At 40.5% G+C, this 26,684-nt stretch carries 22 protein-coding genes and 2 pseudogenes; 3 read left to right on the forward strand and 21 right to left on the reverse strand.

The window, feature by feature from the left end; translation table 11 throughout:
- Position 1 precedes the first annotated feature (1 nt).
- The 5 genes and pseudogenes from L3V35_RS19320 to L3V35_RS19340 all read right to left on the reverse strand — a co-directional run bounded on the left by L3V35_RS19320 (position 2) and on the right by L3V35_RS19340 (position 4,693).
- A complete protein-coding gene (locus L3V35_RS19320) occupies positions 2–991 on the reverse strand; it encodes a nitroreductase family protein (protein ID WP_237300499.1) in 990 nt (329 codons plus the stop codon).
- Positions 984–2,234, reverse strand: coding sequence for an oligosaccharide flippase family protein (locus L3V35_RS19325; protein WP_237300500.1), 1,251 nt, complete (start codon positions 2,232–2,234; stop codon positions 984–986). The genes L3V35_RS19320 and L3V35_RS19325 overlap by 8 nt, the downstream gene beginning before the upstream one ends.
- A 106-nt stretch (positions 2,235–2,340) precedes the next feature.
- Positions 2,341–2,789, reverse strand: a pseudogene (locus L3V35_RS19330) (ISAs1 family transposase); the annotation flags it as partial.
- A gap of 390 nt (positions 2,790–3,179) precedes the next feature.
- Positions 3,180–3,500 (reverse strand): hypothetical protein, encoded by a 321-nt coding sequence (locus L3V35_RS19335; protein WP_237300501.1) that lies wholly within the window; start codon positions 3,498–3,500, stop codon positions 3,180–3,182.
- Between the two features lie 83 nt (positions 3,501–3,583).
- Positions 3,584–4,693 (reverse strand): annotated as a pseudogene (locus tag L3V35_RS19340) (helix-turn-helix domain-containing protein).
- Positions 4,694–4,979: 286 nt separating this feature from the next.
- Between L3V35_RS19340 and L3V35_RS19345 the strand changes: the two are divergent.
- The 3 genes from L3V35_RS19345 (at position 4,980) to L3V35_RS19355 (ending at position 6,544) form a co-directional block, all read left to right on the forward strand.
- A complete protein-coding gene (locus L3V35_RS19345) occupies positions 4,980–5,453 on the forward strand; it encodes a hypothetical protein (protein ID WP_237300502.1) in 474 nt (157 codons plus the stop codon).
- The gene (locus L3V35_RS19350; RefSeq protein ID WP_237300503.1) at positions 5,405–5,995 is read left to right on the forward strand and encodes an N-acetylmuramoyl-L-alanine amidase; all 591 of its coding nucleotides are present in this window, start codon (positions 5,405–5,407) and stop codon (positions 5,993–5,995) included. The genes L3V35_RS19345 and L3V35_RS19350 overlap by 49 nt, the downstream gene beginning before the upstream one ends.
- Positions 5,996–6,208: 213 nt before the next feature.
- Entirely contained in the window at positions 6,209–6,544 is a 336-nt protein-coding gene (locus L3V35_RS19355; protein WP_237300504.1) for a hypothetical protein, read from the forward strand.
- A gap of 655 nt (positions 6,545–7,199) precedes the next feature.
- Here L3V35_RS19355 and L3V35_RS19360 read toward each other — a convergent pair.
- The 16 genes from L3V35_RS19360 to L3V35_RS19435 all read right to left on the reverse strand — a co-directional run bounded on the left by L3V35_RS19360 (position 7,200) and on the right by L3V35_RS19435 (position 26,660).
- Entirely contained in the window at positions 7,200–9,371 is a 2,172-nt protein-coding gene (locus L3V35_RS19360) for a polysaccharide biosynthesis tyrosine autokinase (RefSeq protein WP_237300505.1), read from the reverse strand.
- Between the two features lie 156 nt (positions 9,372–9,527).
- Entirely contained in the window at positions 9,528–9,968 is a 441-nt protein-coding gene (locus tag L3V35_RS19365; RefSeq protein WP_237300506.1) for a low molecular weight protein-tyrosine-phosphatase, read from the reverse strand.
- Between the two features lie 83 nt (positions 9,969–10,051).
- Positions 10,052–11,185, reverse strand: coding sequence for a polysaccharide export protein (locus tag L3V35_RS19370; RefSeq protein WP_237300507.1), 1,134 nt, complete (start codon positions 11,183–11,185; stop codon positions 10,052–10,054).
- A 637-nt stretch (positions 11,186–11,822) separates the two neighbouring features.
- Complete coding sequence (locus L3V35_RS19375) at positions 11,823–13,940, reverse strand: YjbH domain-containing protein (protein ID WP_237300508.1); 2,118 nt, start codon at positions 13,938–13,940, stop codon at positions 11,823–11,825.
- 165 nt (positions 13,941–14,105) lie between these two features.
- On the reverse strand, positions 14,106–15,002 hold the full coding sequence (locus tag L3V35_RS19380; RefSeq protein ID WP_237300509.1) for a serine/threonine protein kinase: 897 nt from the start codon (positions 15,000–15,002) through the stop codon (positions 14,106–14,108).
- Between the two features lie 19 nt (positions 15,003–15,021).
- The gene (locus L3V35_RS19385; protein ID WP_237300510.1) at positions 15,022–15,564 is read right to left on the reverse strand and encodes an outer membrane beta-barrel protein; all 543 of its coding nucleotides are present in this window, start codon (positions 15,562–15,564) and stop codon (positions 15,022–15,024) included.
- 777 nt (positions 15,565–16,341) lie between these two features.
- Positions 16,342–17,466, reverse strand: a complete 1,125-nt coding sequence (locus L3V35_RS19390; protein WP_054547929.1) for a Wzz/FepE/Etk N-terminal domain-containing protein — start codon at positions 17,464–17,466, stop codon at positions 16,342–16,344.
- Positions 17,467–17,662: 196 nt separating this feature from the next.
- A complete protein-coding gene (locus tag L3V35_RS19395; protein ID WP_054547930.1) occupies positions 17,663–19,579 on the reverse strand; it encodes a nucleoside-diphosphate sugar epimerase/dehydratase in 1,917 nt (638 codons plus the stop codon).
- Positions 19,580–20,085: 506 nt separating this feature from the next.
- On the reverse strand, positions 20,086–20,640 hold the full coding sequence (locus L3V35_RS19400; RefSeq protein WP_054547931.1) for a sugar transferase: 555 nt from the start codon (positions 20,638–20,640) through the stop codon (positions 20,086–20,088).
- A 5-nt stretch (positions 20,641–20,645) separates the two neighbouring features.
- Positions 20,646–21,596 (reverse strand): SDR family oxidoreductase, encoded by a 951-nt coding sequence (locus L3V35_RS19405; protein WP_054547932.1) that lies wholly within the window; start codon positions 21,594–21,596, stop codon positions 20,646–20,648.
- A complete protein-coding gene (pssE, locus tag L3V35_RS19410; RefSeq protein ID WP_054547933.1) occupies positions 21,593–22,045 on the reverse strand; it encodes a PssE/Cps14G family polysaccharide biosynthesis glycosyltransferase in 453 nt (150 codons plus the stop codon). Before pssE ends, L3V35_RS19405 begins: the two co-directional genes overlap by 4 nt.
- Before the next feature lie 2 nt (positions 22,046–22,047).
- The gene (gene pssD / locus L3V35_RS19415) at positions 22,048–22,515 is read right to left on the reverse strand and encodes a PssD/Cps14F family polysaccharide biosynthesis glycosyltransferase (protein WP_054547934.1); all 468 of its coding nucleotides are present in this window, start codon (positions 22,513–22,515) and stop codon (positions 22,048–22,050) included.
- Positions 22,512–23,603, reverse strand: a complete 1,092-nt coding sequence (locus tag L3V35_RS19420; protein ID WP_054547935.1) for a glycosyltransferase family 4 protein — start codon at positions 23,601–23,603, stop codon at positions 22,512–22,514. The genes pssD and L3V35_RS19420 overlap by 4 nt, the downstream gene beginning before the upstream one ends.
- Positions 23,600–24,469, reverse strand: a complete 870-nt coding sequence (locus tag L3V35_RS19425; protein ID WP_235451174.1) for a glycosyltransferase family 2 protein — start codon at positions 24,467–24,469, stop codon at positions 23,600–23,602. The genes L3V35_RS19420 and L3V35_RS19425 overlap by 4 nt, the downstream gene beginning before the upstream one ends.
- The gene (locus L3V35_RS19430; RefSeq protein WP_054547936.1) at positions 24,462–25,697 is read right to left on the reverse strand and encodes an EpsG family protein; all 1,236 of its coding nucleotides are present in this window, start codon (positions 25,695–25,697) and stop codon (positions 24,462–24,464) included. The genes L3V35_RS19425 and L3V35_RS19430 overlap by 8 nt, the downstream gene beginning before the upstream one ends.
- A gap of 54 nt (positions 25,698–25,751) precedes the next feature.
- Positions 25,752–26,660, reverse strand: coding sequence for an ATP-grasp fold amidoligase family protein (locus L3V35_RS19435; RefSeq protein ID WP_054547937.1), 909 nt, complete (start codon positions 26,658–26,660; stop codon positions 25,752–25,754).
- Positions 26,661–26,684 lie beyond the last annotated feature (24 nt).

Raw genomic sequence — 26,684 nt, forward strand, 5'->3', positions numbered from 1 at the left:
GTTAGTTACCTAAAATCATATCAAGTGGCATTCTTTCTGATGAAGCTACTTTTGCTCCGTTGTCATAATGTGAAACTGTAATCATCATTATTGGCACTTCAGAAAAAGGAATGTTTAATGTCTTTTGTAGTTTAATTTCTTGAGAGCTAGTTAAAGAAAGGTTTAGACAACAACTTCCAAAACCTTTAGCGTGCAAAGCATTTACTATTGACATAGAGAACATACCTCCATCTATATATGCTTGGTTTCTTTCAAGTGCATGCCAAAACTTAGATCTATCGCATGTTACAAGAATTAGCGATTGTAATTTCTCGCAGAAGCCTTTATTACCATGCTGAACAGATAAAGCCATTTGTACATCATCATTGCCTTGATATATATATGCTTTCCAAGGCTGTCTGTTACATACTGATGGTGTAAATATTGCTAATTCTATACACTCTTCAATCTCTTTACGATCAATAGGTTTGTTTGTAAATTCTCTAATACTACGTCTAGCTTTTGAAAATTCACTATATTTATCAAAAGACATTTTTGGCTTATAAACTACTGTTGTCCCTGCTATACAGCTTGGTTTATATTTCAACTTTTCTTGATATTGCTTTTTATATTTAATCTCTAGCTCTTCACTCACAAAACCACTGTTGAATGTAAAATATTGTTCAAGTACACCTGAAACGGTTGAAATAAGTGCCGGGTTATGTTTTTTAAATGATGCGTACTTAACTGTAAAATCGATCAGATCAGATGTTTTTTGCTCACCAAATCCCTTACGTGGATTTGGTAATGACAATCCTTTTTCTAAAGCATGGTAAAAAACACATATTCTTCCTTCAAGTTTACTTATATCATCATCAAACTTAATTGACGAAGAGTACTTAATATATCTTTTACAATCAGCTAAATAGTTTGCTGATATCTGTAAAATCGCTCTAATCAACCTCTTTGAATAAACAATTAGAGATATTTTTTTTAACAGTTTTTTAAGCATGAAAAACCTTTTTATGTAACGGATAGTCATTAATTAATCTGATTAAAATTGAAAAGACTAGCTCTATTATCACGAAAGCTATTGCAGACAATTCAAACAAAAATATATAACTAACAAGGAATAATATTTTCACAGTAAGTAATATTGTTCGAGACTTTAAATCTCCAACAGATAGAGCTATAGGGTAATAACAAAGCGAAACGAGAGTAACAACATAATTTAATGACATTATAAGTAGAAGTAATGATATTTCATTTGGTTGTGTTCCAAAAAAAAGATCAAGTATAGGCTTACCTAACAACCATATAAAAAATATAAAAAGCACAGACAACATTGAGGTTACAGCTATATACTTGGACACAAATGTCTTTAGATTGCTTATACTATCACTATATAATTGTATTACTTTTGCGGTCAGAACATTACTTAGATTATTTTTCACTAGCACTCCGATATTAATCACTTGAAGCGCTACATTGTAAACAGCGACTTGATGTGCACCCGCAAATAATCCAATCAAAAATGTATCACCAGGGCTAGTTGCTATTTTGAAATAGCCTAACAAGTTAGAGTGGAATAGTATATTCAGTATTTTATCTTTATGTGCAAAATAATTTATTTTCAAGTTGTAAAAAGATGACTTTTTAAAAACCCCTCGAGTTGCAAAGATAATCAATACTATTTGCAATATACTATTGAAACCAAACCATATATAGAAAATAAACTCCACCTTACTGAGCAAGCTTGTAAAATTAAGTAAAACCACTCCCGTTAACAACTGGACAATTTTAAATGTAGATTCAATTTTCACTAGCGTATTAAATTTACCTTCACATCTTAAAATAGCAAGAGAGTAATTATTAAAACTAAATAACAATATGTAGATAAATGATAAAAGAATCATACCCCTTGGTATTTCGGAATATAAACTGCCACTGACATAATCAATGATTGAATAACAAATAACAAATACAAATGTTGAAACAGCCATTGTCAATATAAATGAGAATAGTTTAATAAAATTATAAAGTGATTTTTCTTTGTGATTTTTATATATTAAATCACCTGTTCTTATACTAGCAAATGTTGCTATAAACACACCTAAATTTTGACAAATTATATATATACCGTATTTTTCCACCCCATATTCTCTTGATATCAAAGCTAACCATATTATGTTACATACGGCACTAACTATGGACCCTAAAAAAGTTATTGATAGGTCTTTTTTTAGTTTACTCAATATTTTCTCTTATTAAATATTATATATAAGCCTACTTTAGGGCACCGAATCGTATGAATATCACGATCACATAAGGCTCACAAGTCCAAGGCAAGATTATAAAGCCCCCCTGTCCTACAAGGACTTGCGAAAGGTAGCTGTTGCTATGGTTCGCTTTTTCTGCGTTCTTTTTCCCCAGCCTTGAAGCTGGTTTCTTCCGTTAGCAGGTTTAAAGCAATATACCTTATAACAGCTAAGTTCTCACCAGCTTGCTCTCAGCGTATTAGACACTCATCTTCTTTAAAGCCAAAGTCTAGTCGCCAGTGAATCTGATTTTCAATGCTCCAATGTGCTCACGTACTCTCTAGTAAAGCTTTAGCCGTCAGTTTTTCTGAGCTTATGTAGTGCTTGATTTGCATTTTTTCTGCTGGCTTATCGCCTTCTTGGCGAATTGAAACGACCATGCCCTTTCTTTTGAGTGACGATCTTTTCAGCTATAACCTTTGGCATCCCAGATGCATCAATCGTCACTAAACAATCTCGCAAGCGAAGTATCTCAAGCAATTCAGAGATCGCTTTAAAGTAAGTTTTTACGTGGGTTTTCCTGAGTTTCTTCATAAAAATGTCTCAGTCAATTTTAAGACATTGAGACACTTTTATTCATTTTGAGACGGTCTATTTTAGACAATCCCATATAAAACTTAGATTCTTCTTACTTTCTTAAAACCGCCCCAATAGGCCACCAAAACGGCTTTCAACTTTTAGGCTTGCCGCATTTTTAGCTTGCTAGTCACTCGCATTTGGGTACGCTACCGCCCTTAGGTTTGGCTCCTACAGGCAATGAATCAAAATTTATCACTGTGCTTCAGGTTTATGCGTTTTTCATACGGTTTTAATTTGCTGCGTAGTCTAGCAAATCAAGTGCATATTGACCAGTTTGCAATTTACCTTATTTTGACAAGTGCCTCACAAAGCATTGACCCAGCGGGAGCATTGTACGTCTTGCAGATACTGAGTCCCTATGTGGTACCTGTTTTCTTGTGCTGCGTCGCAGTAGCGCTTTTCTATATCAATGAAAATATTGCCGTTTCTGTACAGCGAGACGAAGCTCGGGTTATTGTTTACCGCCAATAACGCTTTAATCTCGGTGCGTGTTAGCCCTTGTGGGTAGTGGTTTACCAACAAAGCTAAGAACTCGCCAATGCGCCCTTCAACTCGTGCTATCTCTTTCTCTAAAATGGTTGTTTTTTCTTCCGTTGTCAGTTTTCTTAGGCTGGTATCGTCCATTTGCCCTATCCCTCATTCTGCTTTTTTTTCTTGACGTTTTTTGGCTGTGTGAACAAGCGCTTAGTCGGTGAATAATCGAATGGTCACAGCTTAGAATCCGTGCCTGGCGATTTGGATTGAACTAGGGCCTTGATACGTGCTTCGAACGGGTTGGTGGTGCTTTTGGCTTGGTAGTCCGCGAGGGCCTGAGAGACGGGCGTGGGTTGTTTGGGTTCCATGGGTTTGGCTGCCGGTTGGGGTTTAGCTTCCTTGGTCGATGTAGAAGCAGAAGCCCTTGCGGGTTTAGCCGCTCTTGTTTGCTTAAAGACTGGCGATGAGTCTCGCTTCGCTTTGGCTTGGGCACTTCTTCTTAGTCAGCCATTCACAAAGTGGCCAATGTGCTCAAAGGTTTTGCGCTTATCGGGGTTGATGTACAACCACGCTTGCATGGCATGCAGTTCTTGCAGCACATCTAACTTTGGGTAGGTGCGCTCTAGTATGGTGGTGAACTCATGATAAATCGGCGCGCTGCCCTCTTTAGTGAGCAGATGAATCACGGCTTCATTTTTGGTTTTAGATGTCGATAGCTCATGTTGTTCAGAACCGCTTGGGGGATCAAGTACATCGGCGTCATCTAAGATGCCATTTTTCAAGCTCAACTCTGTTTTATGTTCTTTATGAAAGATTATGTGTGCCAGGTGATCACTCTCCGTGTTGGATCTTGAGTCACCCAGGTGGGTGTCTGAATGATCTATTTTCTGCGCATGTTCTGTTTTCTTTGTGCGTTCTGTCTTCTGTGCAGTTTCTGGCGAGGCCGGCGGTATGTCTGTTCGTTCTACCTTGGCGTTATCTAGGTCGATTTGATCATTTAGCTCTAGATCTCTGTCTTCTTGATCTAGAGCTCTGGCTGCTTGGTCTAAATCGGCCTGCTGAATGTGGCTGTCGCTAGGAAGGCGTAGCTGATATATATTGCTGCGCTGGCGTCCTGAATCATCAAACCGCTTTATCCGCTTCACAAACCCTTGTTTCTCGAGTTCGTTAACGTGTCGCTTAACGGTTCTTACCGACACTTCGCAATATTGCGCTAAGTAATTTAAGGAAGGAAAACACACGCCGCGCGCGTCTGCGTTATCGGCCAATTTCAATAGCACCAACTTGCTGATAGGCGAACCGGTTTTTAATGGGATAAAAGAAAGAATAAGAGAAACACACATGGTTAACGCTCCTTGTTAAATGATCATTCGTACAGAAATCCATTGATATAAAGAGCATTAACAACACTTTTTGGCGCTTTAGGGGCGAAACGCCCATGAGATAAGTTGTAAGAAAAGATGTTTGGTTAAATGCCTCGGATAGATATGCAACACCAACCTTATTAATCTGTAATTTTTCGAAACACTTCTCACTTTTCTGTGTCCCTCCATTTTCGTGCTATTACCGCCAACCCCAATCAAGAATGTTGAAGTACATTGCCCTCCCCATGCAGCAATAAGGTGCTTAATGAAGGCGATAGTTTCTCTTTTTATTTCAGCGTACCAACCCGGAATGGCGAGCCTCGAGTGCCGCATTAATTCCCTGAATCAATCACGCCAGCCGTTATTTTTTAGTGATAGTGATGGGTCTGGCCAAGTACTGAGCTATGAAGCCGGCGGTTATAAAGAAAGCCAAATGGAAGGTTGTGATTTTAATGAGGATGAATGCGGTGACGTCCCCAGCTATGAGGATATTTGTTGGATGATCAGCCGAGCACGGCGTAGGCAGCCACTGGGTTATTGCGTGATGTATTTACGTTATGTCAGTCACCACCCCAGTTATGCAAAAACCGTCGCCGCCAGTTTGCGACAACACATCGCACTGCACACTGATTTAAAAGAATCGTTATCAACGTCTTTAATCACCTATTTACAACAACACGAGGATTTATTTTGTCAAACACTCCACCAGCAACTGATCGAGTTCCACACCAGCCGTTAAAAGCGTCTACTGATTCACAAGAACTGGCTGACTCGAAAGAGCGGGCTAGCACGGAAGAGCGAAGTCCTTCGTTAGAGCCTTGTTTTTCACTCGCGCCCTACTCCTTCAGTCTGGTTTCGGTTTTACTCCGTTTGCCTCATTGCCCGGCATTCTCATTTATTACGGTGCATTGCAGCGCCACGCCACCACAGCAAGATGTAGACGTAGCCGAGATTCGCCGATGGCATAAAAAGAAAGGCTGGCGCGATGTGGGGTATCACTTTGTTATTTGTCGCAATGGGGATGTCGAACTTGGCAGGCCACTATCGCAAACCGGCGCGCATGTAAAAGGACACAACAAGGGCAATATTGGGATTTGTTTGGTCGGTGGCTGTAATGCCGAACTGCAACCAAAAGATAACTTCACACTTGCGCAGCGCAAGGCGCTGTTTGGTTTGATGGCAGCACTGCAAGAGCAGTTCTTGATTCCAGATGAGAATGTGAAGGGGCATAAAGATTGGGGGGTAAATAAGGCGTGTCCGGTTGTGGCTTTAAGAGCTTGAAAGCAGATGCGGGATGCGAAGAGCAGGAAGAGCAGTTGCGGGATTCGAGTAAGCGAGATGCGAAGAGCAGGAAGAGCAGATTAGGGTGACGGGTAAACGAGATGCGAAGAGCAGGAAGAGCAGTTGCGGGATGCGGGTAGCGAGATTCGAAGAGATTAAGAGCGGGAGTGACGAGAAAGGCGGTATATAACCATCAATAAACCAAGGAGCAGTATGACATTGTTCGGGAGAATATTCGGGAGCCAGTCTTCAATTAGCAAAGGGTTAGATGCACTCACCAACACAGGAGATGCGATGTTTTTTACTGATGAAGAAAAAGCGAAGCACAAGCTGGCACTGCTTAAGGCGTATGAACCTTTTAAGTTAGTACAGCGCTACATTGTGTTGTTGTTCACCATTCCTTATGTGGCACTGCATGTGATGGTGATTCTAGGCTGCATGCACGGCTACAATTGGAAACCACTAGGGGAAATGACCAATGAAGCGTTTGGTTATCCGGTATTAGCGGCGATTGGATTGTATTTAACGGGAGGGGTGGTGAAGAAGTAGATGCGGGTGATCAAGAGCAGATACGAGTAAACGGGATACGAAGAGCTAGAAGTGCAGATGCGAGTGACGGGTAAGCGGGATACGAAGAGCTTAAAAGCAGATTCGGGTAACGAGTAAACGAGATTCGAAAGGCTTGAAAAGCAAATGCGGGTGACGGGTAAACGGGATGCGAAGAGCTAAAAGAGCAGATGCGAGTAGCGGGTAAACGGGATGCGAAGAGCTAAAAGAGCAGATGCGAGTGGTGCTTTTAGCTCCTCCCCTTTATCACGACTGTTACTTGGCAGAAAATTTCAATATAAGGGGAGGCTGGGAGGGGTTGGTTAGGCATCGCTAACAACCCCCTCTAACTCCCCCTTCTATTAACACCATCACTCACAATAGTCCGGTGTTCAAGGGGGAGAACCAAAAGCTAAGTCCTCGAATAATTTAAAGTGCAGATGCGAGTGGATAAATAATAGATACGAATGACGAGTAAACGAAATGCGAAGAGCTTAAAATAATAGATGCGGGTAGCGGGTAAACGAGTAACGAAGAGATGAAGAGCGGATTCGAGTGGCGCTTTTCGATACTCAATACTCGATAACTCGTATCCCGCATCTGCCTTTCTGCTCTTCGTTTCCCCGGTTACTCGTATCCCGTTACTGCTCTTTAGCTTTTATTTCTTGTCGCTCGAATATGCGTAGTTGTAGTAACCGTAGCCATATGAGCTTGATGCTTTCTTCTCGATGGCGTTGAAGATAACGCCTTTCACTTCGATGCCAGATTGTTCGAAGCGGTTACGAGCGACGTCGATCTCTTTAATGGTGTTTTGGCCGTAACGAGCAACCATTAATGTGGTACCCGCAAAGGCACCCACAATGCTTGGGTCGGTTACAGCGAGTACTGGCGGGGTATCGACAATCACCAAGTCATACTCTTTTGATGCCCATTCCATTAGCTCTGCAAAGCGTGGGTGCATCAGCAACTCAGATGGGTTAGGTGGCACTTGGCCGCGAGTAATAATGTCGAGGTTTTCAACTGGCGTCGACTTCACTGATTGAGCGAACTCTTGCTTGCTGCTCAATACATCAGAAAGGCCGTTATCCCAGTTCACACCAAAGCTTTGTTGTAAGTAACCTTTACGCATATCGGCATCAATCAACAGCACTTTTTGGCCAGTTTTTGCGGCTACTGCGGCAAAGTTGGTCGAGATGAATGATTTACCGATACCCGGTGCAGGGCCAGAGATCATCAAGACGTTGTTTTTCGCTTCTAACATCGCAAAGTGTAAGCTGGTACGAAGGCCACGCAGTGCTTCAACTGAAAGATCGGCAGGGTTCGATTCGGCAAGCAGTGCCTGAACACCTTTGGTTTGTACTTTTTTCGATTTAAAGCGGTTGGTTAGCTCAATCTGTAAATCAGATTTTGGTACCGCTGCGTAAACAGGCAGGCCGATTTGTTCAATTTGATCTGGGCTTTCAACGCCACGGTGGAACGCCGCTTTAACCAATACAAACGCGACACTTAACATGCCACCCAATAGCGTTGCTAACACAACAATCAGTGGCTTCTTAGGTTTAACGGCGCGAGCATAAGCTTGAGCGTCATCTAAGATACGAACGTTACCGACCGTGCCCGCTTTAATAATGCTTAGCTCTTGAACCTTGTTTAATAACTGGATGTAGATTTGTTGGTTTACTTCAACATCACGTGTCATACGCAGTACTTCACGTTGGGTTTTCGGTAGTTTTTGTACTTGCTTGTTTAGGCGCTCTTTTTCACCTAATAGCGTTTTACGTTTATCAAGCAGGGCTTTGTATGCTGGGTGATCTTTAGTAAAGCGTTGGCTGATTTCGCTCTCTTTAAACGTCAGCTCATTCAATTGCGCTTCAAGCTCTACCATTACCTTCAAGGTTGATTGTGCTTCTAAGCCCAAGTCGATCGATTCGTTCTTTTGGCGGTAATTGTTTAGTACGTCTTCATAGCCAGTTAGCTCAGATTTGATACCCGGAAGGTGACTCTCTAAGAACTCTAGGCTCTTTTCTGCTTCTGCTGAGTTACGCTTCACGTTTTGTAAGAAGTAGATCTGGCTAATGTGGTTGAGGATTGCAGAAATCTGCTGTTTGTTTTCGCCTTCAAAGCTCAACTTCAGAATACCGGTCTGCTTACCTTGCTCAGACAAAGACAAAGATTTTTTCAGCCATTCGATCGCTTCTAGTCGACTTTGTTTACCAATAGAGAATTCGAAACCATTGTGTGATTCAAAACCTGCCACAAACAAGCTGTAGTCATCAGAAGTTGCTAGCTCGCCCACTTTGCCTTGCAAGATAACGCGCTCATCGTCACGCACCAGTTGGTAAGTGCCTTGCTCGGCATCAACAATCTGAATCGTATGTGCGTATTCGCTCGCATAGCTTGGCAAGGTAAAACGGCTCACCACAATGTGGTTGATGTCACCAGTTAAACGAGCAAAGCCTTTACCTACGATGGGTGCATAGTTTGGAGAGGTTACGGTGGTTAAATTGAATTTATCAACGGTTTCGCCCAAGATCATACGCGATTTGATGATCTCCACTTCTGTCGTTGCAGAAGACTCCTGAGAGAACAACTCCCCCATGTCACCAACCATTGATGAAATACCGCCAGAGCTTTTCTCTTCAATTTGGATCAGTGCATCGGCTTTGTATATCGGTGTTGAAAGCAGGGCAAACGCAATACCAAACACAGCAAAAGCAAATGTGGTGAGCATGATTAGCCATTTAGCATCTAATAAGATGCCAAGCAGTTTTCCTAAATCTATCTCATCAGAGTTATCTGTGTGTGATTGCTGAGATGGTTGTGTTGTCATCAGATTGCTACTTCCTAAATTATTGCTATTTAAGAGATGATATATACGCTCCGCGTACTTCTCTTTTATATGATTCTGTTGCTGGCTTAGCCACGCCTACGTGTAGAGTATGACATTTAAAAAGCTGTCTATTTAAACCTACTGTATTTTTAATACCTACAGTTTTTTTACCCAAGCCTGTGCGGCTTCATCAATCAGCTTATAAGCATATTCAAACGCTTCACGGCTTTGACGGTGCGGGTCGGGAATGTCTTTTTGTCCAATCCACTGACCAAACAGCATGGTTTTACCACGCGCTTCCGGTGAAATTTGAGTGAGCGCCTCCATATGGCCCTTCTCCATCACCAATATCAAATCATACTGAGCACAAAGCTGTGGTGTAACTTGCTGAGACTGATGGTTTTCAACATCGACACCATTTTCAACGGCAATTAAAATCGCCATGTCGTCCGCTGGCTTACCAATTAAACGGCTTTTCTCAGCAGCGATGCCAGCAGAGGCTACCTCTTTGTTCGGTAGCAATTTTTGAAGAACGCGCTCTCCAGTCGGGGAACGACAAATGTTACCTACACAGACCACTAAAATTTTATTAAACATAATTGTCTCTAATTGTATTGGGCCTACAAGCATAAAAAAATCAGGTCACACGCAACATGCAACCTGATTATCAATCTGACTAATTACCAATTACGAACGCGCAACATGCCTTCGGTTAGGTCGTTGAAGCCAGAAATGGTCGGTACAAGCTGACCAATGACACGGTTCCAGCGGCTGATTGGCGCGGCGGTAACGTAAACAATATCGTAAGGTTTTAAATCAAACTCGGTGCCAATGACTAGGGCTGAGGCGTCTTCCATATTCAGTTGGTAGATATCCGCCATACGTTCTGATTTATCATCCGAAGTACGAATCACAAACACACCTGTCGCATCTGCAGTCAGTTGGTTGATGCCACCTACGTTGCTGAGTGCTTCGGTTAGGCTCATCCCTACTCTATCAATCTTGAGTAGTTGAGGATCGTTCACCTCACCCATCACGAACACTTTTTGGTTGTCGTTACGAGGCACGTGAACAATATCACCCGCTTGCAGTAAGCGGTTTTGGGTTAGGTCACCACGTTGCATCAAGCCGTACAAAGACAGGCTTTCTTCCACGCCATTGCGGGTTAAAGAAACATTACGCCAATCCGCATCTTCAGATAAACCGCCCGAACGGTTCACGGCATCCAGTAACGTTAAAGGGATGTTGGTGATTGGCTGCTGGCCAGGTTTAGACACTTCACCAGTAATATAAGTTTTCTTAGAGCGGAAAGCCGCTACGTTAACATCAACTTGAGGGCTTTCGATGTACTTTGCTAAGCGATTTGCAATATCAGTACGCACTTCACGCACGGTTTTGCCTGCCACTTCGACGGTACCTATGTACGGATAGAAAATGGTGCCGTCGGCATGAACCCAGTTACCCGCTTCTGTGCTGCTACGGTAAGAACCCGCCGGTATGGTCAGTTCAGGGTGATCCCAGATCGTGATGTTTAAGATATCACCGACACCCACTTGGTATTCATACTTTGCGATGTCTACGTCGAGTTCAGGGTTGGCTTGTGACACCGACAATGTACTTGTTTGGTAAGTCGATACTAACTGTGCCGTCAGCGGATACACATTCACCACTTCAGAAATATCAGACTCTTGTTGTTCCTCAGAAGGCTGAATCACATTCTTACCACCGGTAGACAGGTGAGTACCTGGAGTCGTACACCCTACAAGCAATGCAGGTATAAGCGCGAAAAGGAGACGATTTTTATTGATCTTCATGTTTACCAAGTCATAGAAACGGAATGTGTTGTGATACCCCAAAGGACACCCAAAGGAAGTTAAGCGAGTAATTTTATCAGCTACACAGCTTCAAATAGAGCTGAAGTGGAGAAATAACAAGATCCAGCTCTCATTTGGCATCGAAAAATCGAAACGCTACCGCCCTTTGATCGTCCGCGACACCACACTGCGTAGTCAATACCAAACGCAGCAAAAACTATGCTTGCATCCGGTCATTTTAATCCGTAAACATTATCCACAATTTGTGTTTATTATCAACCTAGTTGAATGGTTTAGGAGCAGATAAGAGCAGTATCGAGATGCGGGTAAGCGAGTATCGAAGAGCTCAAGAGCAGACGAGAGATTCGAGATACGAGTAGCGAGATTCGAAAAGATAAGAGCAGATGCGAGACGCGGGTAAACGAGATGCGAAGAGCTTAAGGGCAGATACGGGATGCGAGTGAACGAGATGCGAAGAGCTAAAGAGCAGATTCAGGATGCGGGTAAACGAGATGCGAAAAGCTTAAGGGCAGATGAGAGTAGCGAGATACGAGTAAGCTAAGAGCAAAAGCTAAGAACAAAAGCAAAAGAGCCAACACATGAGGTGCTGGCTCTTAATTTTAGATGTTACGCTAAATTATTTTACTGCTTCTAAATATTTTAGGTAAGCATTGCGTAAGCGCTGTCTGTTTTCATAGTAGTAACTCGCACCGATGCGGTTACGGTTGAAGTACTGCCTTTCAATATTGTGCTGTAAGCCAGTATCGACACCTAAGCCTGTACCTAAATTATTGTGAGTATCACCAACGCGAGTTTGAAGTGCGTATACAAACTGGTCGATACCACGTAATTGAACGTAGTCAGGGCTCATATCTCGCCATAGTGTCAGCGGGATTGCGATAGAAAGTGTCACAAAATCTTCGGCTTCATTGCTGCCTACCGCTTTTGTGGTTTGGTATGAAGCATCAACTCTCACATCACCCAGCCAATGACTGGTGGTCACGCGTACCCCTTCATCGCCTTTCCAGAATTGACCGGCTTGCACTTTACCTTGCCAATTCCAATCAGGCCTTGAGTAGGTGTAGTGGCCAATCATCGGGGTCGCATCTAAGATCGCATTCCCTTTTGAGTCGTACTCGTCTTGAGCAGAAAAGTTGGCGAATTCAGACCCTAGAATATGGCGGCCACTGTTGCTCGCATACTGTGTTTCGTTCACAAAGCCTAAGAAGTTTCCGTAAACCTGACCGAATGAGAACTGAGTCGTGAGGTTGTAAGGCAGTTGGAATGCCTGGTGGAATAGAATTCTGTCAACTTCATTTTCAAAGGCATTGTCACCCCAAATTTCGCCGTCTTCGAAGTCGTCACTCTCTGCCAATGGCATTACATGTCGAACATCCAACGCAGCGCCCTTCCAAAGAGGTGTATACAGGTTAGTGGCAAGCGCTAAAGAGTAGTCAAATACACCGTATTCTGTGGCGGTATTGTGATACAAGGCTGGAGAAACAATCACCTGCGTACGACCAAAGCCAGAACGAGCCACCTCTTTATCAAAGTTCGCTTTTGCATAACTCTTTTTCACATCAGAAGTACGCACAAGAAGGGTTTTGCAAGGTTCACCCGTTTTTACAAATTCACGGTAACATGGCGCACTGGTGATCATTTCCATCATCGGAATGTCATTCACCAAGTTAAACAAGCGAATGTTTTGTTGTTGGTAATTTTTAACCCCGAGGTCTTGCAGCATCCCTTCACCCACGTAGGAAGATATGATACCCAGAGCAACACCAACGCCATCCACTTGGTTACGGTTATAACGTCGGTTTTCCAGTGCTACGTTTAAACCAATATCATCCGCAGATATTCTAACGTTAAGAAAGCCTTCATCAACCAGTGCTTTTTTAAGTTGAACCATACCAGCAAATTTATGATGCGCTTGCTCTACTGCGATCTTGTCTTCTAGGGTTAACTCATTCACTCGGCGAGACTCAGAGAAGCCCATTAAAGGAGTAGATGCTGCTACCGACCAAATGTCTATATCGGCATTACCACTGGTGTAAAACTGGTATTGAAAAGATAACTGCGTATCCAGTGGTAAATAGTTTTCTGGTGTGAACACCTTCAAGCCAGCGTTAAATTGGTGAGAGTCGTGCTCTGCAATAAGCTGAACAAAATCCAACGGCTGATATTCTAGGCTGGCAAAAGGCCCGTTCAGAACGCCATGGCTCACTTCTGATTTACCATAACCGGCACTAAACCTTGCTGGAACAAAGTCAGGTTCAAAATCGGCTACGGCATAGTAGGTTTCAAAGTTACTGGCCGCGCCACCTAAATCTTGAACACCGATGGCAAAATCAAACCCTGTCCAATCTTTAACGAAAGGAAGCTGGTATTTAAACGATGCCGATAAATCACGAATACCGTTACCACAATTAGGATTGTAGTTGGGTACATTTGCGTAAAGGTGACAGTCATAAGTTTTTGTGACAATTCGACCTGCCGCTTCAAACCCATCGAATAAACCAACGCTAAATAATATGTTATCTAACTCACTGGTTTTCCCCTTGTATGGTACGCCTTGACCATAGAGGTAAGAGATGTCGCCAGTGTCCATCACTTGAGCATTAGGCACAATAATTGCGCCGGTATAACTTTGGGACGACATCAAGTTATCGACGGCGTAGACATTAGAAGCGATAGCTAATGCGCCAAGAGATGCTATGAGAGATGTATTTTTAGAATAACTGAGTATTTTCATTGGGATACAATAGGTTTTAACCGTATTTGACAGTGACTATTTTTGTTAGTGACTACGTTTAATGGTGAAAGAGTTTGATAGTGACTATGCTTAATTGTGACTATGTTGATAGTAACAGCATGTAAAAAAGGCACCGTGTGGTGCCTTTTATTATTGATGCTTAAATTAGCCGCCAGTACCACCGCCGTTACCGCCACCGCCAGTACCACCAGTACCACCAGTACCACCAGTTGGTGGCTTAGTACCATCATCTGGGTTTGGAACAGGTTCCGCGTCTTTTGCAGGAGGAAGATCCACAGGAGTATTTGGATCAGCCACAACATCTTCAATTAACGTTGGGTCTTCAGTTAGATCCAAGAAAATTGTGTCACCATCCGGGTTTTCAGGGTAAGCAGGGTTCTCTTCAATGACTTTGTCTGCGATCGCAACAGTCGCATCAGACACTTCGCTTACTGATGCATCAGGGCTTACTACAAGCACATCTGATAGTACTGCGTTTGTAGCTGATACAAGGCTAGCTTCAGATGCAGGAAGGTCTGCAATAACTTCGTCGGTACGACGCAAGAAGTCAGCCACACTGCTGATGCTACCATTGTTCAACAAGTCACCAAGGCCAAGAGCCGTTAGAACTTGAATACCCGTTGCTTCGTCATAAGGTGCACCATCTAGCTCTTTCTCAATTAGGGTAGAGATTGGAGAAGACGTCACGAGGTCATCGAGATTTGCTAAGCCTTTAGGGAACTTGTAGCTCACCTTGCTCATGTCTTTGCCGTTAGAAACATCTTTGGCGCCTGGTGTTGCGTTATATGTAAACGCACAAGTTTCAGGCTTGTTAAAAACGGTAAGCTCGGTTACTTCAGAAACACCATAAAAGTTAGTTGCCTTTAAAGTGCCCGTTGTTCCATCATCACAGCTGAATGTGCCTTTCATACCCATAACTGCAGGATCGAAAGCCATGATGTTACGGTACGCTTGTTCCGGTGGCACGCTGTTGTTGTTGTCACTGCCACAACCACCAAGGATTGCACCAACGACTGATAACGCTAAAATTTTATATTTCACAATTTATCCCTAAAAATGATTAAAAGCTGTGCGACAAAGCAACATTAAACGAGTCGATATCGACGCCACCAATATCTTGATATAGCTGGTATTCAATACCGACTTTCATTGCCGACGTAATCGAGTATTCAGTACCAAAAGCAATCGTTGGAGTCACACCAGAATCATCAGACTCAACACCTGCACCGTTTGCTTTCCAGTCATAAATGGCGATGCCACCTTTTGCGTATAGCGCTAAGCTATCAGTTACATTTCCAGAGGCTTTAAGCACCACATCAAAGCTGCTTGCTTCGTAGCTGCCACCTGCAATGTCTTTAAGATCATACTCACCAAGGTAGTTATAACCACCTTCGATGGCTAGTGTATCTACGATATGATAACCAACAAACAGACCGTAAGATGTGTCTGAGTCATCAATAGCCGTGCGGCTCTCTACTAATGGTGCAAAGTTATCGGCAGTTACATTACCAACTTTAGCGCCTACGTATAAATTATCAGCTCCAACAGCTGCTGTTGATAGTAACAACAAAGGTGAAACCCTAGCTAACCACTGCATTTTCATATAATTATATCTTCCATATTTCAAACTGAACTGAGGCTGATTTTCCTAGCAAATCTAAGCGATAGTCTAATCAGTTTTTGTATGAAAGCCCAAAAAGCAGACACTCATACACGCCATTCCGTACCAAAATCACTGACGTAATTGCACAATATTGAGTGCTAGAAGCTAGAAGCTAAAAATAGCTCAATACTGTACTTTTGAATTTCGCCAGATTTCTCAATGTTGTTTAACAAGTACAAAGAACTTGAGAGTAGCTTGCTTACTATGTTGCAAGCGAGCAGCTAGCATAATCTTTTCGTATGACACTACAAAAATGGTACTCAAGAAGATACCAACACAAGAAGATTGCTGCTTTGCTTTCAATATCCAACCAAAACCATCTACTCAATGATAGATAGCCTAAAAAGGAATTACTCTGATTAAACAACTAATTGAACAACATGATAGGTAATAACCGCTATCAAGTAAATGTATAATTAGTAAACGCACCACAGCGATTCAAAAAAAACGTCAGGATTGCGTCAGGAAGGGGTGAAAAGATGAATGGGGAAAAATTGAACACGGTCGCCCGCATTTTTGCTTAATACAGTTTGAATGATGTACGGAGGTTGCTCTGGCATTCTATGTGTTAAGGAGAAGCACCCTAATTCGCCCAAACTTTAGGTATCGGTATTTGGTTGGAGTTACGATAGCCATTCATTACGCAGTCTTGGCTCAAGGAGTAGTATGTAAGATGAGTAAAAATGGCGAGTGATTAACCACCCGCCATTAGAAGAGTTAATCCTTTTTCCTAAACACAAATCTTATCAATACAATTGCTAAACCAAACAGCCCACCTAATAATGTCCCTAAAACCACAAGAAGAGCACGTTTAGGCTTATCACGAGTAATTGGTTGTTCGACACTCTCGATAAAACGAAAGGTATTAAACTCAACACTACGGTCAATCTTAAGATCATGCAACATGTCTAGCTTTGCATTAATTTGTTGCAATCGAGGCTCGATAACACCCAAACTCTTTATCGACTCGAGAGCTCGAATTTTTGCTTTCAGCCCTTTTGAGCCAAGCTCTATACCAAACAGTTCATTGTAATTACCAGTCAGAATAGGAGTTTCCACACCTGCTGCACGAGCTATTTCCATCGCGTATTTAGTTCGCTCAATTTCAGTAAGTAATTGATTTTTTGCTTGATTCTCGAGTATTCTCTTTTGTTGCATTAACTCATTACGTTTAGCATTAACTACTGCATTTAAATTATTAAAAGCATCTTGATGAACTTTTGTTTCAGTAAACAAAATATATGCTGTTAACAAATCAAAGCTACTTTTTCGTGTAGGTGTCTGAAAACTAACAGCATAAGATAAACTCTGTCCTTTTTCATTTGAACTGGATTCGGAAATTCTATCAAACCATTCAGAATACAACCTGCGAGTAATATCTTCTGTCATTTCAGCTTTATCGACCAAAGTTGCACCTTTGAATTCTTGAAATTCTGCACTACTATCCAAGAAAGCTCGTTTGTTATTAGCTGAACTATAAGTACTCACGAAACGTTCAAACAACAACTCGGGATCAACCAATTTGTTTAACTCCTTACTTATCAACACAGTCCCATCATCTTGATATACATTGAAAATAGGTTGAAATTGTTTGACCTGTTGCTCATATGCTGCCACATCTTGAGGTTGAGACTCTTCGATTTTGGCCTTAGATGACCACAACTCCTGAGCCGACAATGCAAGATAAATACTAACCACCGTAAACAAAGCAGTAATAGGAATTATTATAAACTTACCATTCCACAAAACTCTAAAAAGCTCTCGAAGATCAAAGTCGTGATTTGATATGGGCATAGTTGGGTTTTGTTGGGAATATAACTTTGACTGTGTCTGTTGTTTCACTGAAAATCTCTCAAACCTCTATGTAAAAACGGTATCATGCACCACACCGTACGTTATTTTTATGGCTTACTTTATAAACCATATGACTTACCTATTTAGCAACTTAGCTTCAAGCTCGACGTATTCAAAAATGTCAACTCCAACGACTTTCGAATAATCCAACTAACGAAACCTTTTTACTTAATAAAGGAAAATATCAAGTATTTTGCAAATTACTTTGCTTCCAAACCAGATCTCCAATCCCATCGGTTGGAGAAAAATCAGTCGGAGCATCTAACAATAGCTGGCGAATTTTTTCATGTTCAAAGTTATGGCATGCTTCATCTAGTTCTGAAATCAACTCTTGATATTCACTTATCACAAGAAATTGTTCATTTGCTGTCATAATCCTCTCATGAGCAGTGGGGGCGACATTATCACCAATAAGCAGCTCTTCAAATAACTTCTCTCCAGGTCGAAGTCCTGAAAACTCAATCGAAATATCCCCGTACGGGTTCTCATCATTCTTCACATCAAGACCAGAAAGCTTGATTAGGTTCTCAGCTAAGTCCGTAATTTTAACAGGCTCTCCCATATCTAAAACAAATACATCACCTCCTTTTCCCATAGCTCCAGCTTGAATCACTAACTGCGCCGCTTCAGGAATAGTCATGAAATAACGGATAATATCAGGATGGGTAACAGTAATTGGTCCACCATTGGCAATTTGACGCTTGAATAGTGGGATAACCGAGCCAGAAGATCCAAGCACATTGCCAAAACGGACCATACAAAATCGAGTGCCATTCTTTTTAGCATTCTCTTGCTCTGCTAAAGCTTGTAAACCTAGCTCAGCTAAACGCTTGGTAGTACCCATTATGTTAGTAGGGCGGACCGCCTTATCTGTTGAGATGAGAACAAATGACTCGACGTTAGCTTCAATGGCTGCACTTGCTGTGTAATAAGTACCAAAAACGTTATTACGGACTCCTTCAACAACATTATACTCAACTAAAGGGACATGCTTATAAGCTGCCGCATGGTAAACAGTATCAACACTAAAACTTCTCATTACAGTAGATAAGCGATTTATGCGTTGTACTGAGCCTAACAACGGAATTACTTCAACGTCTAGACGTTCATTTTCATTCAACAAAGATATTTCACGTTCTATCTGATACAAAGCAAACTCCGAGAGTTCAAATAAAACGAGAGCTTTAGGCTTATTACGTATAATTTGGCGACATAATTCTGAACCGATAGACCCCCCGGAACCAGTCACCATTACAACTTTAGCCTTAATATTTGCTTCCATAAGAGCTTGCTGAGGTACCACTGGATCTCGTCCCAACAAGTCATCAATGGCGACATCTTTCAATTCATCAATCTTCGACTTCCCTTCAACAATATCTTTCATATCTGGGATAGTGAGAACTTCAGCGGAAAGATGCACCAAAGCATTTAAAATCTCTTTGCGTCGAGCTCTTGAAGCGCTGGGAACTGCGAGTAAAATCTGGTTAATATTAAATCTACCAACTAGTGCTTGTGCTGAACCAATACCGTGAACCTTAAGGCCCATAATAATTGTATTGCCAAGCGTACTATCTTCATCAACAAAGCCCATAACCCTATGACTATCAGATGATCGAAGAGCAAGAGCAAGTTGCCTACCAGCAGATCCCGCTCCATAGATTAGAACTTTCTTTTTATCTCTGCTTCCTACCTGCCAAAGCATAGCTCTAATTAATAGTCTAGAACCTCCACTGAGAATACAAAGGAAAGAACCGTAAATGACTGGGATTGAACGCGGTATGAAAACATCAAAGTAAAAAGCCAATATAGCAATGGTAGCGGCTGATATCACGGCGCCAATACTAACGACAGCCAAAACATGAAATGTTAGGTAACGTAAGACAGCGCGATATAAACCGAGCTTAGTATAAGCTAGCACTGTAACTAACAAGGTACCCAATAATACATATTGGATAGATATCTCACCAAGAGGCTGTATGTGTCCTATACGAGTCCAATATGCTCCGTAAAAAGATACAACAATAAAAAAAACATCAATACATATACTGATTATTCGCTTATGAAAACGAGATAAATTCCAGAAAAAATTAAGCCTAGCCATTATGTTTCTCTAAATAAAACTAACGCCAGTATTGTACTGGCGTGATCAAATATTGTCTTCTACTCAGACAAAGATTGTAACATTAGTCACTGCAAAACAGATCCACTGCATAATCTTTACCCTCATACACCACAGACTCCCTCAACCATACGGTTAGATACAATCACGCAACATGCCCACTTAAAACGTTGGCATAGAAATTAAATTACCATGAGGGCCAATCTAGCCCTCCTAAGCAACGTCTCAAGCAACGTCTCAAGCAACGACTTCAACACCTTTGACCTTTGATATCTTCATATCTTCATATCTTCATATCTTCATATCTTCATATCTTCATATCTTCATAATGTCTTATACTAAAAATGCTCAAAAACAATCCAAACGAATTATGGATTAGCAGAAACAATTAACACCCGTAACAAATTAATCCGTCTAGTAACACGCACTTTATAAATCCATATAACACGCTCTCGCAATAGAGTTTTTCACGTCTCAATTATGATGATTTATTTAGGCTTCACGGCGTCGCCAGCTCCGCTACCTGTAGCTGTTAGCAAGATATACTTAAAATAATTTTTTAAGGTAAGCGTATCGATCATTTTCTTATCGATTTTAGCTAGAAGTTGCGGGGTGGACATATCGATATTTTGAACTTGGGCAAGACCAGTAATACCAGGCTTAACATCATATACACCTAGGGCCTCACGCTCTTCGATCAACTGTTCTTGATTGAACAAGTTCGGCCGTGGACCAACTAAGCTCATTTCACCTTTTAAAACATTAATCAGTTGCGGTAACTCATCCACTTTAGTTTTACGCAAAAAATGACCGAACTTGGTAATGGCAGAATTGCTGGCTAAGTGGCTAGCCACAGACTTAGTCTCTACAGACATAGTACGAAACTTGATTAGCTTGAATGGCTTCTTATTACGACCAACACGCACCTGCACGAAGATCGGAGAACCAGTATCAAAAAGGCCAACAATAGTAACAAAACATAAAATCGGCCAAAGAAATAGCAAACCGAAAAATGCGGCAAAAAAGTCGAGTAATCGGATCATGAGGTTTACTTCCGTTTTGAGTTATAAAACGCTTGCGCGGCTTCTTTGACGCCTTCTTCTAGACTTTGTGGCGGTATCCAATCTAACGTTTCTTTTGTGTGGCTTATATCCACCTGCAATGAGCCGAGCAGTCTATCGACCATAGCTTGTTTACCTATCAATTTACCCATTAGTCTGTAACACCACTTAGGGACAGGAGGCTGCCATTGAGACTTATCAAGGGCCTTTGCCATCAATGCAACCATATCAGAAGTAGCAACATCATTGTCATCTGAAACCAAGAATGTTTGATTAGCAGCCTTAGGGTGATCGATGCAAGTAATAATAAGATCAACTAAGTTTGCAACTGATACCAAGCTGCGTCGGTTATCTGTAATACAACCGAATGGTAATGGAATACCTTTGGATACTAAGTTCAATAAGGAGGCAAAGTTTGCTTTTACCCCTGGACCGTAAACTAACGTAGGCCTGATCACGACAATTTCCATATCGGTATCTTCAGATAGCTTAAATAGTTTGATTTCAGCTTCTGACTTCGATAACCCATAATCATCTTCAGGAGAATGGTCATCATCGTGTGTAAAAGGCGAGTTCAAACGAGTCGACTCACCGAGTACCTTAATACTACTAACAAAAATAAATCTTTTGACTCCCGCTCTAACAGCTTGCTGGGCTAAATTAATGGTTCCATGAGTATTTACCTCACGATATTCTTCCAAAGGCATTACAGCTGTATCTTTCATAACATGGACACGGGCAGCCAAATGAACTACCGTATCAACATCACACAAGGCTTCAGTATAATCAGTGCTTTTACCAATATCTAGTTGATAAAAATGCGACTGAGGAAAGTTTACAGGTAGACCTCTTCCTAACACCTTAACCAATGATGAGTCTAGCCTTTCAAGTAGCTTCGCCCCGACAAAACCAGAAGCCCCTGTCACTAATATGTTCATTTCAATAATTCCCGGATAATACTGTGACCGAAAAACTTCTCACAATGATAAGGTGTGAACTCCGCACCTTTTGCTTTATTGATACAAGATTGCACCTCAGCTAAATCGAAGCACGAAAGAGCAAAATTATTATCTTGGACGTACTTAGCTAATTCAATTTGATGATTGTCAGCGCGGGTTAAGTTAGGTACGACTACTAATTTTTTTCTATTTTCAAGCATAGAATAAACTGAACCAGCTCCTGCATGGGTGATAATCAAGTCAGCTGAATCTACATATGACTGAAAATTGTCACTAAACTGGAACGACTCAAAATTTTTCGGTGTGTAGCTAGAGCTTGATGAAGTCTGAGCAACAATCTTTACAGATTTATCCTGTTCGAACTTTTCGTCGATGACGGTGATCAGTTCATCAAAGGCGGTTGTACCAACTGTAACCAATATATTCATAGTTAAAACCTACCTACATACTTTCCATAAGGTATTGAGCTTTTCAATTCGACATTCTGGACAAAAATGTTTTTGGTCAGATACTTCATCACCTTCGTCGTCATTGTCGGGGAGTAGAACTTTGACCAAGTTTCAAAATGGATTATAGTGCAGCCCTTTAATTTGGCTGCTACTGCCACAAAAATAGCAACTCCAGGCCCAAACGAAACCAACGTAGATACATTATTATCGTGTAAAAACTTATAGGCCTTCGCTACATTAGAAATGAACTTAAAAAACGAAACTTTTTCCCCCGAATACTTATCTCTAAATGGTTCTAAAACGAGAAAGTCTTTGCACCAATATGGTCTACTTCCTTCATCAGTAATACCGAAAAAGCCAACGTCTTCATCTTGAGAAAAAGTTTGGTGAAACCTATTTGCTTGGGCTCTATGCCCACCACAGCCAAACACTATAGCGATATTTTTCATTTACTTAGCCTTGTATCTAATCGGGACTTTAATGTTCGATAAAGATCATCAATAACTTTACTCGAAGAATAATTACTAGCTGTTTCTAAAGCTAAATCACTAAGACGCAAGTAATCATTTACTGACATGTCAGTAGCAACCTTCAACGCCACCTCTAACTCTTCTACTCGACCCGGTTCGAAAGCCAGTTTACACATATCTTCAATAATATAATCTTTGGTTGCACCAATGGTTGACGATAAAACTGGTACTCCACACATCATCGCTTCAATAGGTATTAGTCCTAAACTTTCTGATACTCGTTTTGAAGGAAAAACTAAGAACTTGAGTGACTGATAAACATTGACCAGATCACGCTGACTCATCCCTTTAAGCATTGTGACACCGCTCATAGAGTTAATCACCTCTTTTAGTCGAGCTTCGCAACTGCCAGTGCCCACTAATATCAGTGTTGATTGAGGGTTTTCCAATTGATTCAAACGAAATGCATCCAAAAGATCAAAAATACCTTTGTCTTCCTCTAGTCTACCCACATACCCAAAAGTAAATTCTTTATTAACTTCTGAAGAAGGCCGAAATACTGAAGCATCGACTCCACCAGAAGGACTAACAATAACATCCCCATTGCAAACGCCATATTCTGTCATCAAGACATTTTTGAAATAGCCAGATGGCGAAACTACTAATGTTGAAATGTTCAATATTTTTTGGGAAATCCATATCTTGACCTTAGAGAAGACGCCCATTTTCTCTGGCAAAATATCACTTCCGTGAACATTGGATACAATAATCAATTTGTCTTTTGACTTAAAAAATGATGCGAGTATCAACCCTAAAGAAGAGTGAGATGTATAATGAACATAATGTATTTCACCTTCACGCGATTTCAAACCAGATATAAAAGAACGCCAAATAAACTGTATATAATCAATTAACTTGCCAAATTTACTATTACTACTATCGTGTAAACTAATTAGAGAGACCTGTCCCCCTCTTTTCTCAAACCCTTCAAGAACATTTCGAACAAAAGTACCTTTAAACGGTTTGCTCTCAGATGGATATAGGTTAGATAAGAATTTAATATTCATCGTCTAAATCTTCTCTGATATGGGCCCAAGACACATTTAATAAAAACCTTACCATCCAACTTACAAAGATATCTATAACATCTTTCATTAATAAAAAGGTAGAAGAGCGACACTCTAGATAAAGAGTTTGATGAATAGTTAATAATACGATTAAAAGTAAAAACAGCGATGGTTCGCTTCGTTAATAACGACCTATTTTTTTTCAACCAAACTTCCGCAGGTTTTGGGTCAACCGAAGAAGAAATCCTTCCTTCTTTGTCCTCGTCGCTCATATACACTAAAACAGAATCGATTAGCGAAAACTTTACGTTAAATAGTTTTTGGGCTCGGATTATAAAGTCTGTATCTTGGAATCGTTTTAAACTAGGATCAAACCTTACGGTTTTAGCAAGACTCGATTTCATAAAGAGGGAGGAGGTTTGCATTGTTTGCCTTTCGACAATTAAGTATTCATCAACATCTTTTTTATTATCAAATGCAAACGTGGGCTTTACTGAACCTCTATCAGCTATCTTTGAGTATAATATTTCATTTTTAGAAACAACCCGACTTAAACACATTTCAATTTTATTTGGCGACCAAGTATCATCTGAATCTAAAAATGCAATATACTCGCCTCTAGCAGCATCAATACCTGTGTTCCTAGCGGCCCCACCATGCATATTAGTAGCATGTCTAATATATTTAATATTTAATTCATATTGACTTAATTTTAATTGTAACTCATCACTATCACTTGAACAATCATCTACTATAATGACTTCGATGTCTGTATGTGTCTGCGCAACGATACTATCAAGTGTAGACGAAATTATACTAGAACGATTATATACAGGTATAACCACAGAAACTTTAATATCATCCATCTTTTAGCCTCCAAAACTTATAGTAATCCACATCCATATCTAAGTAATCAAAAAACAGCAACAACTGTGAAAACCCATTTATGAATACATCACCAGAGCTTCTGTAATAAAAACTCGATTCATTTAAATCAACGATATAGTAATATGTAAAATATGCACCCGCAATATAAATCAAAGCAAAAACATATTGTAAGTAATCAAAATTTCTTCCTTCAGAAATAGAAAGCGCCATTATAAATGGTGTTAGGTATAAAACAAACTGGCTAAATCTATATGTATGTTGACTAAAAGCAAGACTTAATAGACTGACAAAAATAAAATATCCGTATAGGTAAATCCAACGGACATTACCCTGATCATTCATCAACCTCTTATTTGAAGTTACAATAAATGCAATACCCATAACCACATTACATAGAATTACAGGATAATTACCTAACCCTACAGATAACTTTGCATGAGTTATTTTCCCAAACAAATAAATTTCTCCGATAAAAAAGAACATTGCTAAGGTTAATATTGCAACTGTAATTTTTTGAATAAGAGAAAATCGGTCAATAAACTCCCTGGACACTAATGTTAATGATGCTAAAACAGTAGACGATGCTTGAACAGTGCCAGCCAGAAAGAATACAACATATCTCACATAGGATGAGCAAGCCAGAGCAAGTAATATTATTGGAATCGCAAAACTACTCCTAAGAATATGCATGGAAAGGTGTATATTCTTAAAATACAAAAGAAATATAACTAAAGCAAATAATGCATAACGTCCTTTCAATGCCTTACATAAAAAGACATAGTATGTAAAAAGAGATAGATATACCACCGTAAAATAATATACAAAGCGATTACCTTCAGAAACATAATTAACTAACTTAGTTAAACCGATAAATCCAATATCCAAATGTTTCGCATAGTAAAAAGATGCATCAATAGCCCCTCTCTCTCCACTCGAAATTGCGTCATACGCTAAAAAATATGATGGTAAATCATCAGATCCCCCCCAAATATCTCCACTGTATCGACTAGCAATCAGAAAAGAAAAATAAAATATCGTTAATATTGATATTGTATGGCTTTTTAAACTAGGAATCACCGCTATTACAAATGTCAAAAAAGCCACATATGCGGGGCCTGGTAGTACAAAGTAGCTAAAGAACAACAAAATACTTACTAAGACTGTAACGCGTTGTGCTTCAGGTGTCTCAAAGTCAGAACTACTCATCTCAACTGTTCCACCGAGTAAATCAATTTACTAACCACCAAAATACCACCTAGTCTACTTTATGCCTGTTTGATAAAGATTTTTATTCTCTTTGTCTAATTTCCAATAGTCGCCCCACTCTCTATCAACACTTGTGGGCTTAAAATCTTCGGTGCCATTACCATGCGTTTGTGTAAGTTCTCCAAAGTAGATTTTTCCATTAATGTTATATAAGTCGACACGAACATAGTCGAAGTCTTCTGATAGTATTTTTGCTATCTCTACCATTTGACCTAAATTTTGTGGAGGTGAACAATCTCCAACCTCGGGAAAACTTGAATCGAGGCGAAAGTTCATGCGATTCCATTCGATATCAAAGATACTGCGTTTATGTCCTTCATAGCGGTCGCTGTCAACCTGGATAAACATTTTGTTGTTGAAGCAATGAAACTTATAATCATTAGGTGTTAACGCGTCAGATTCAAGGTACTGCTCTGCAATGATTATTTTATCAATCTTCGCATAGAAAGGTTCTTGTTTTACTGTGCCAAATGACTCTTCTAGCGCTTCTTCAAACTTCCTGACAACACTACTAACTTCTTCATTCGCTTTATCTGTAACTATTTGCAAGTGGTTAGGGCCACTACCATGGTTAGACTTGAGTACAAATTTTTCTGGAAGTGCGCACCAATCCTCATGTGTAAATTTTTTATATGCACCTAGAAGAGGAATTAAATATTCTGAGCCAACTTTACCTGCTACATATTCTCTTACTTTATACTTATCTGCAAATAATGCCATATTATCAAAATTCCCATAATATTTACGATAGTATAATTTCTCACTAAACGTCTTTGGGTCTTTAATATTTAATTCATAACCGTGATTTTTTAAGAAGTCTCTTTCTCTGTACATTCTGTACTTATATTTCCTCAACAAATCAAGCAGAGGTTTAGGTGTTATTTTTCTTAGATATTTCGTCATTACTCTACCCAGAACTTTTCAATT

It is taken from the genome of Vibrio sp. L5-1, assembly GCF_021728315.1.
Lineage (GTDB): Bacteria > Pseudomonadota > Gammaproteobacteria > Enterobacterales > Vibrionaceae > Vibrio > Vibrio splendidus_K.

What these genes read in the sequence shown, in the direction of transcription:
- L3V35_RS19335 (WP_237300501.1), bottom strand. Translation starts at nt 3,500, where the DNA reads ATGGACGATACCAGCCTAAGAAAACTGACAACGGAAGAAAAAACAACC.
- L3V35_RS19320 (WP_237300499.1), bottom strand. Translation starts at nt 991, where the DNA reads ATGCTTAAAAAACTGTTAAAAAAAATATCTCTAATTGTTTATTCAAAG.
- L3V35_RS19425 (WP_235451174.1), bottom strand. Translation starts at nt 24,469, where the DNA reads ATGGATGATATTAAAGTTTCTGTGGTTATACCTGTATATAATCGTTCT.
- L3V35_RS19430 (WP_054547936.1), bottom strand. Translation starts at nt 25,697, where the DNA reads ATGAGTAGTTCTGACTTTGAGACACCTGAAGCACAACGCGTTACAGTC.
- L3V35_RS19370 (WP_237300507.1), bottom strand. Translation starts at nt 11,185, where the DNA reads ATGAAGATCAATAAAAATCGTCTCCTTTTCGCGCTTATACCTGCATTG.
- pssD (WP_054547934.1), bottom strand. Translation starts at nt 22,515, where the DNA reads ATGAAAAATATCGCTATAGTGTTTGGCTGTGGTGGGCATAGAGCCCAA.
- L3V35_RS19375 (WP_237300508.1), bottom strand. Translation starts at nt 13,940, where the DNA reads ATGAAAATACTCAGTTATTCTAAAAATACATCTCTCATAGCATCTCTT.
- L3V35_RS19420 (WP_054547935.1), bottom strand. Translation starts at nt 23,603, where the DNA reads ATGAATATTAAATTCTTATCTAACCTATATCCATCTGAGAGCAAACCG.
- L3V35_RS19360 (WP_237300505.1), bottom strand. Translation starts at nt 9,371, where the DNA reads ATGACAACACAACCATCTCAGCAATCACACACAGATAACTCTGATGAG.
- L3V35_RS19405 (WP_054547932.1), bottom strand. Translation starts at nt 21,596, where the DNA reads ATGAACATATTAGTGACAGGGGCTTCTGGTTTTGTCGGGGCGAAGCTA.
- L3V35_RS19365 (WP_237300506.1), bottom strand. Translation starts at nt 9,968, where the DNA reads ATGTTTAATAAAATTTTAGTGGTCTGTGTAGGTAACATTTGTCGTTCC.
- L3V35_RS19355 (WP_237300504.1), top strand. Translation starts at nt 6,209, where the DNA reads ATGACATTGTTCGGGAGAATATTCGGGAGCCAGTCTTCAATTAGCAAA.
- L3V35_RS19385 (WP_237300510.1), bottom strand. Translation starts at nt 15,564, where the DNA reads ATGAAAATGCAGTGGTTAGCTAGGGTTTCACCTTTGTTGTTACTATCA.
- L3V35_RS19395 (WP_054547930.1), bottom strand. Translation starts at nt 19,579, where the DNA reads ATGGCTAGGCTTAATTTTTTCTGGAATTTATCTCGTTTTCATAAGCGA.
- pssE (WP_054547933.1), bottom strand. Translation starts at nt 22,045, where the DNA reads ATGAATATATTGGTTACAGTTGGTACAACCGCCTTTGATGAACTGATC.
- L3V35_RS19400 (WP_054547931.1), bottom strand. Translation starts at nt 20,640, where the DNA reads ATGATCCGATTACTCGACTTTTTTGCCGCATTTTTCGGTTTGCTATTT.
- L3V35_RS19345 (WP_237300502.1), top strand. Translation starts at nt 4,980, where the DNA reads ATGAAGGCGATAGTTTCTCTTTTTATTTCAGCGTACCAACCCGGAATG.
- L3V35_RS19435 (WP_054547937.1), bottom strand. Translation starts at nt 26,660, where the DNA reads ATGACGAAATATCTAAGAAAAATAACACCTAAACCTCTGCTTGATTTG.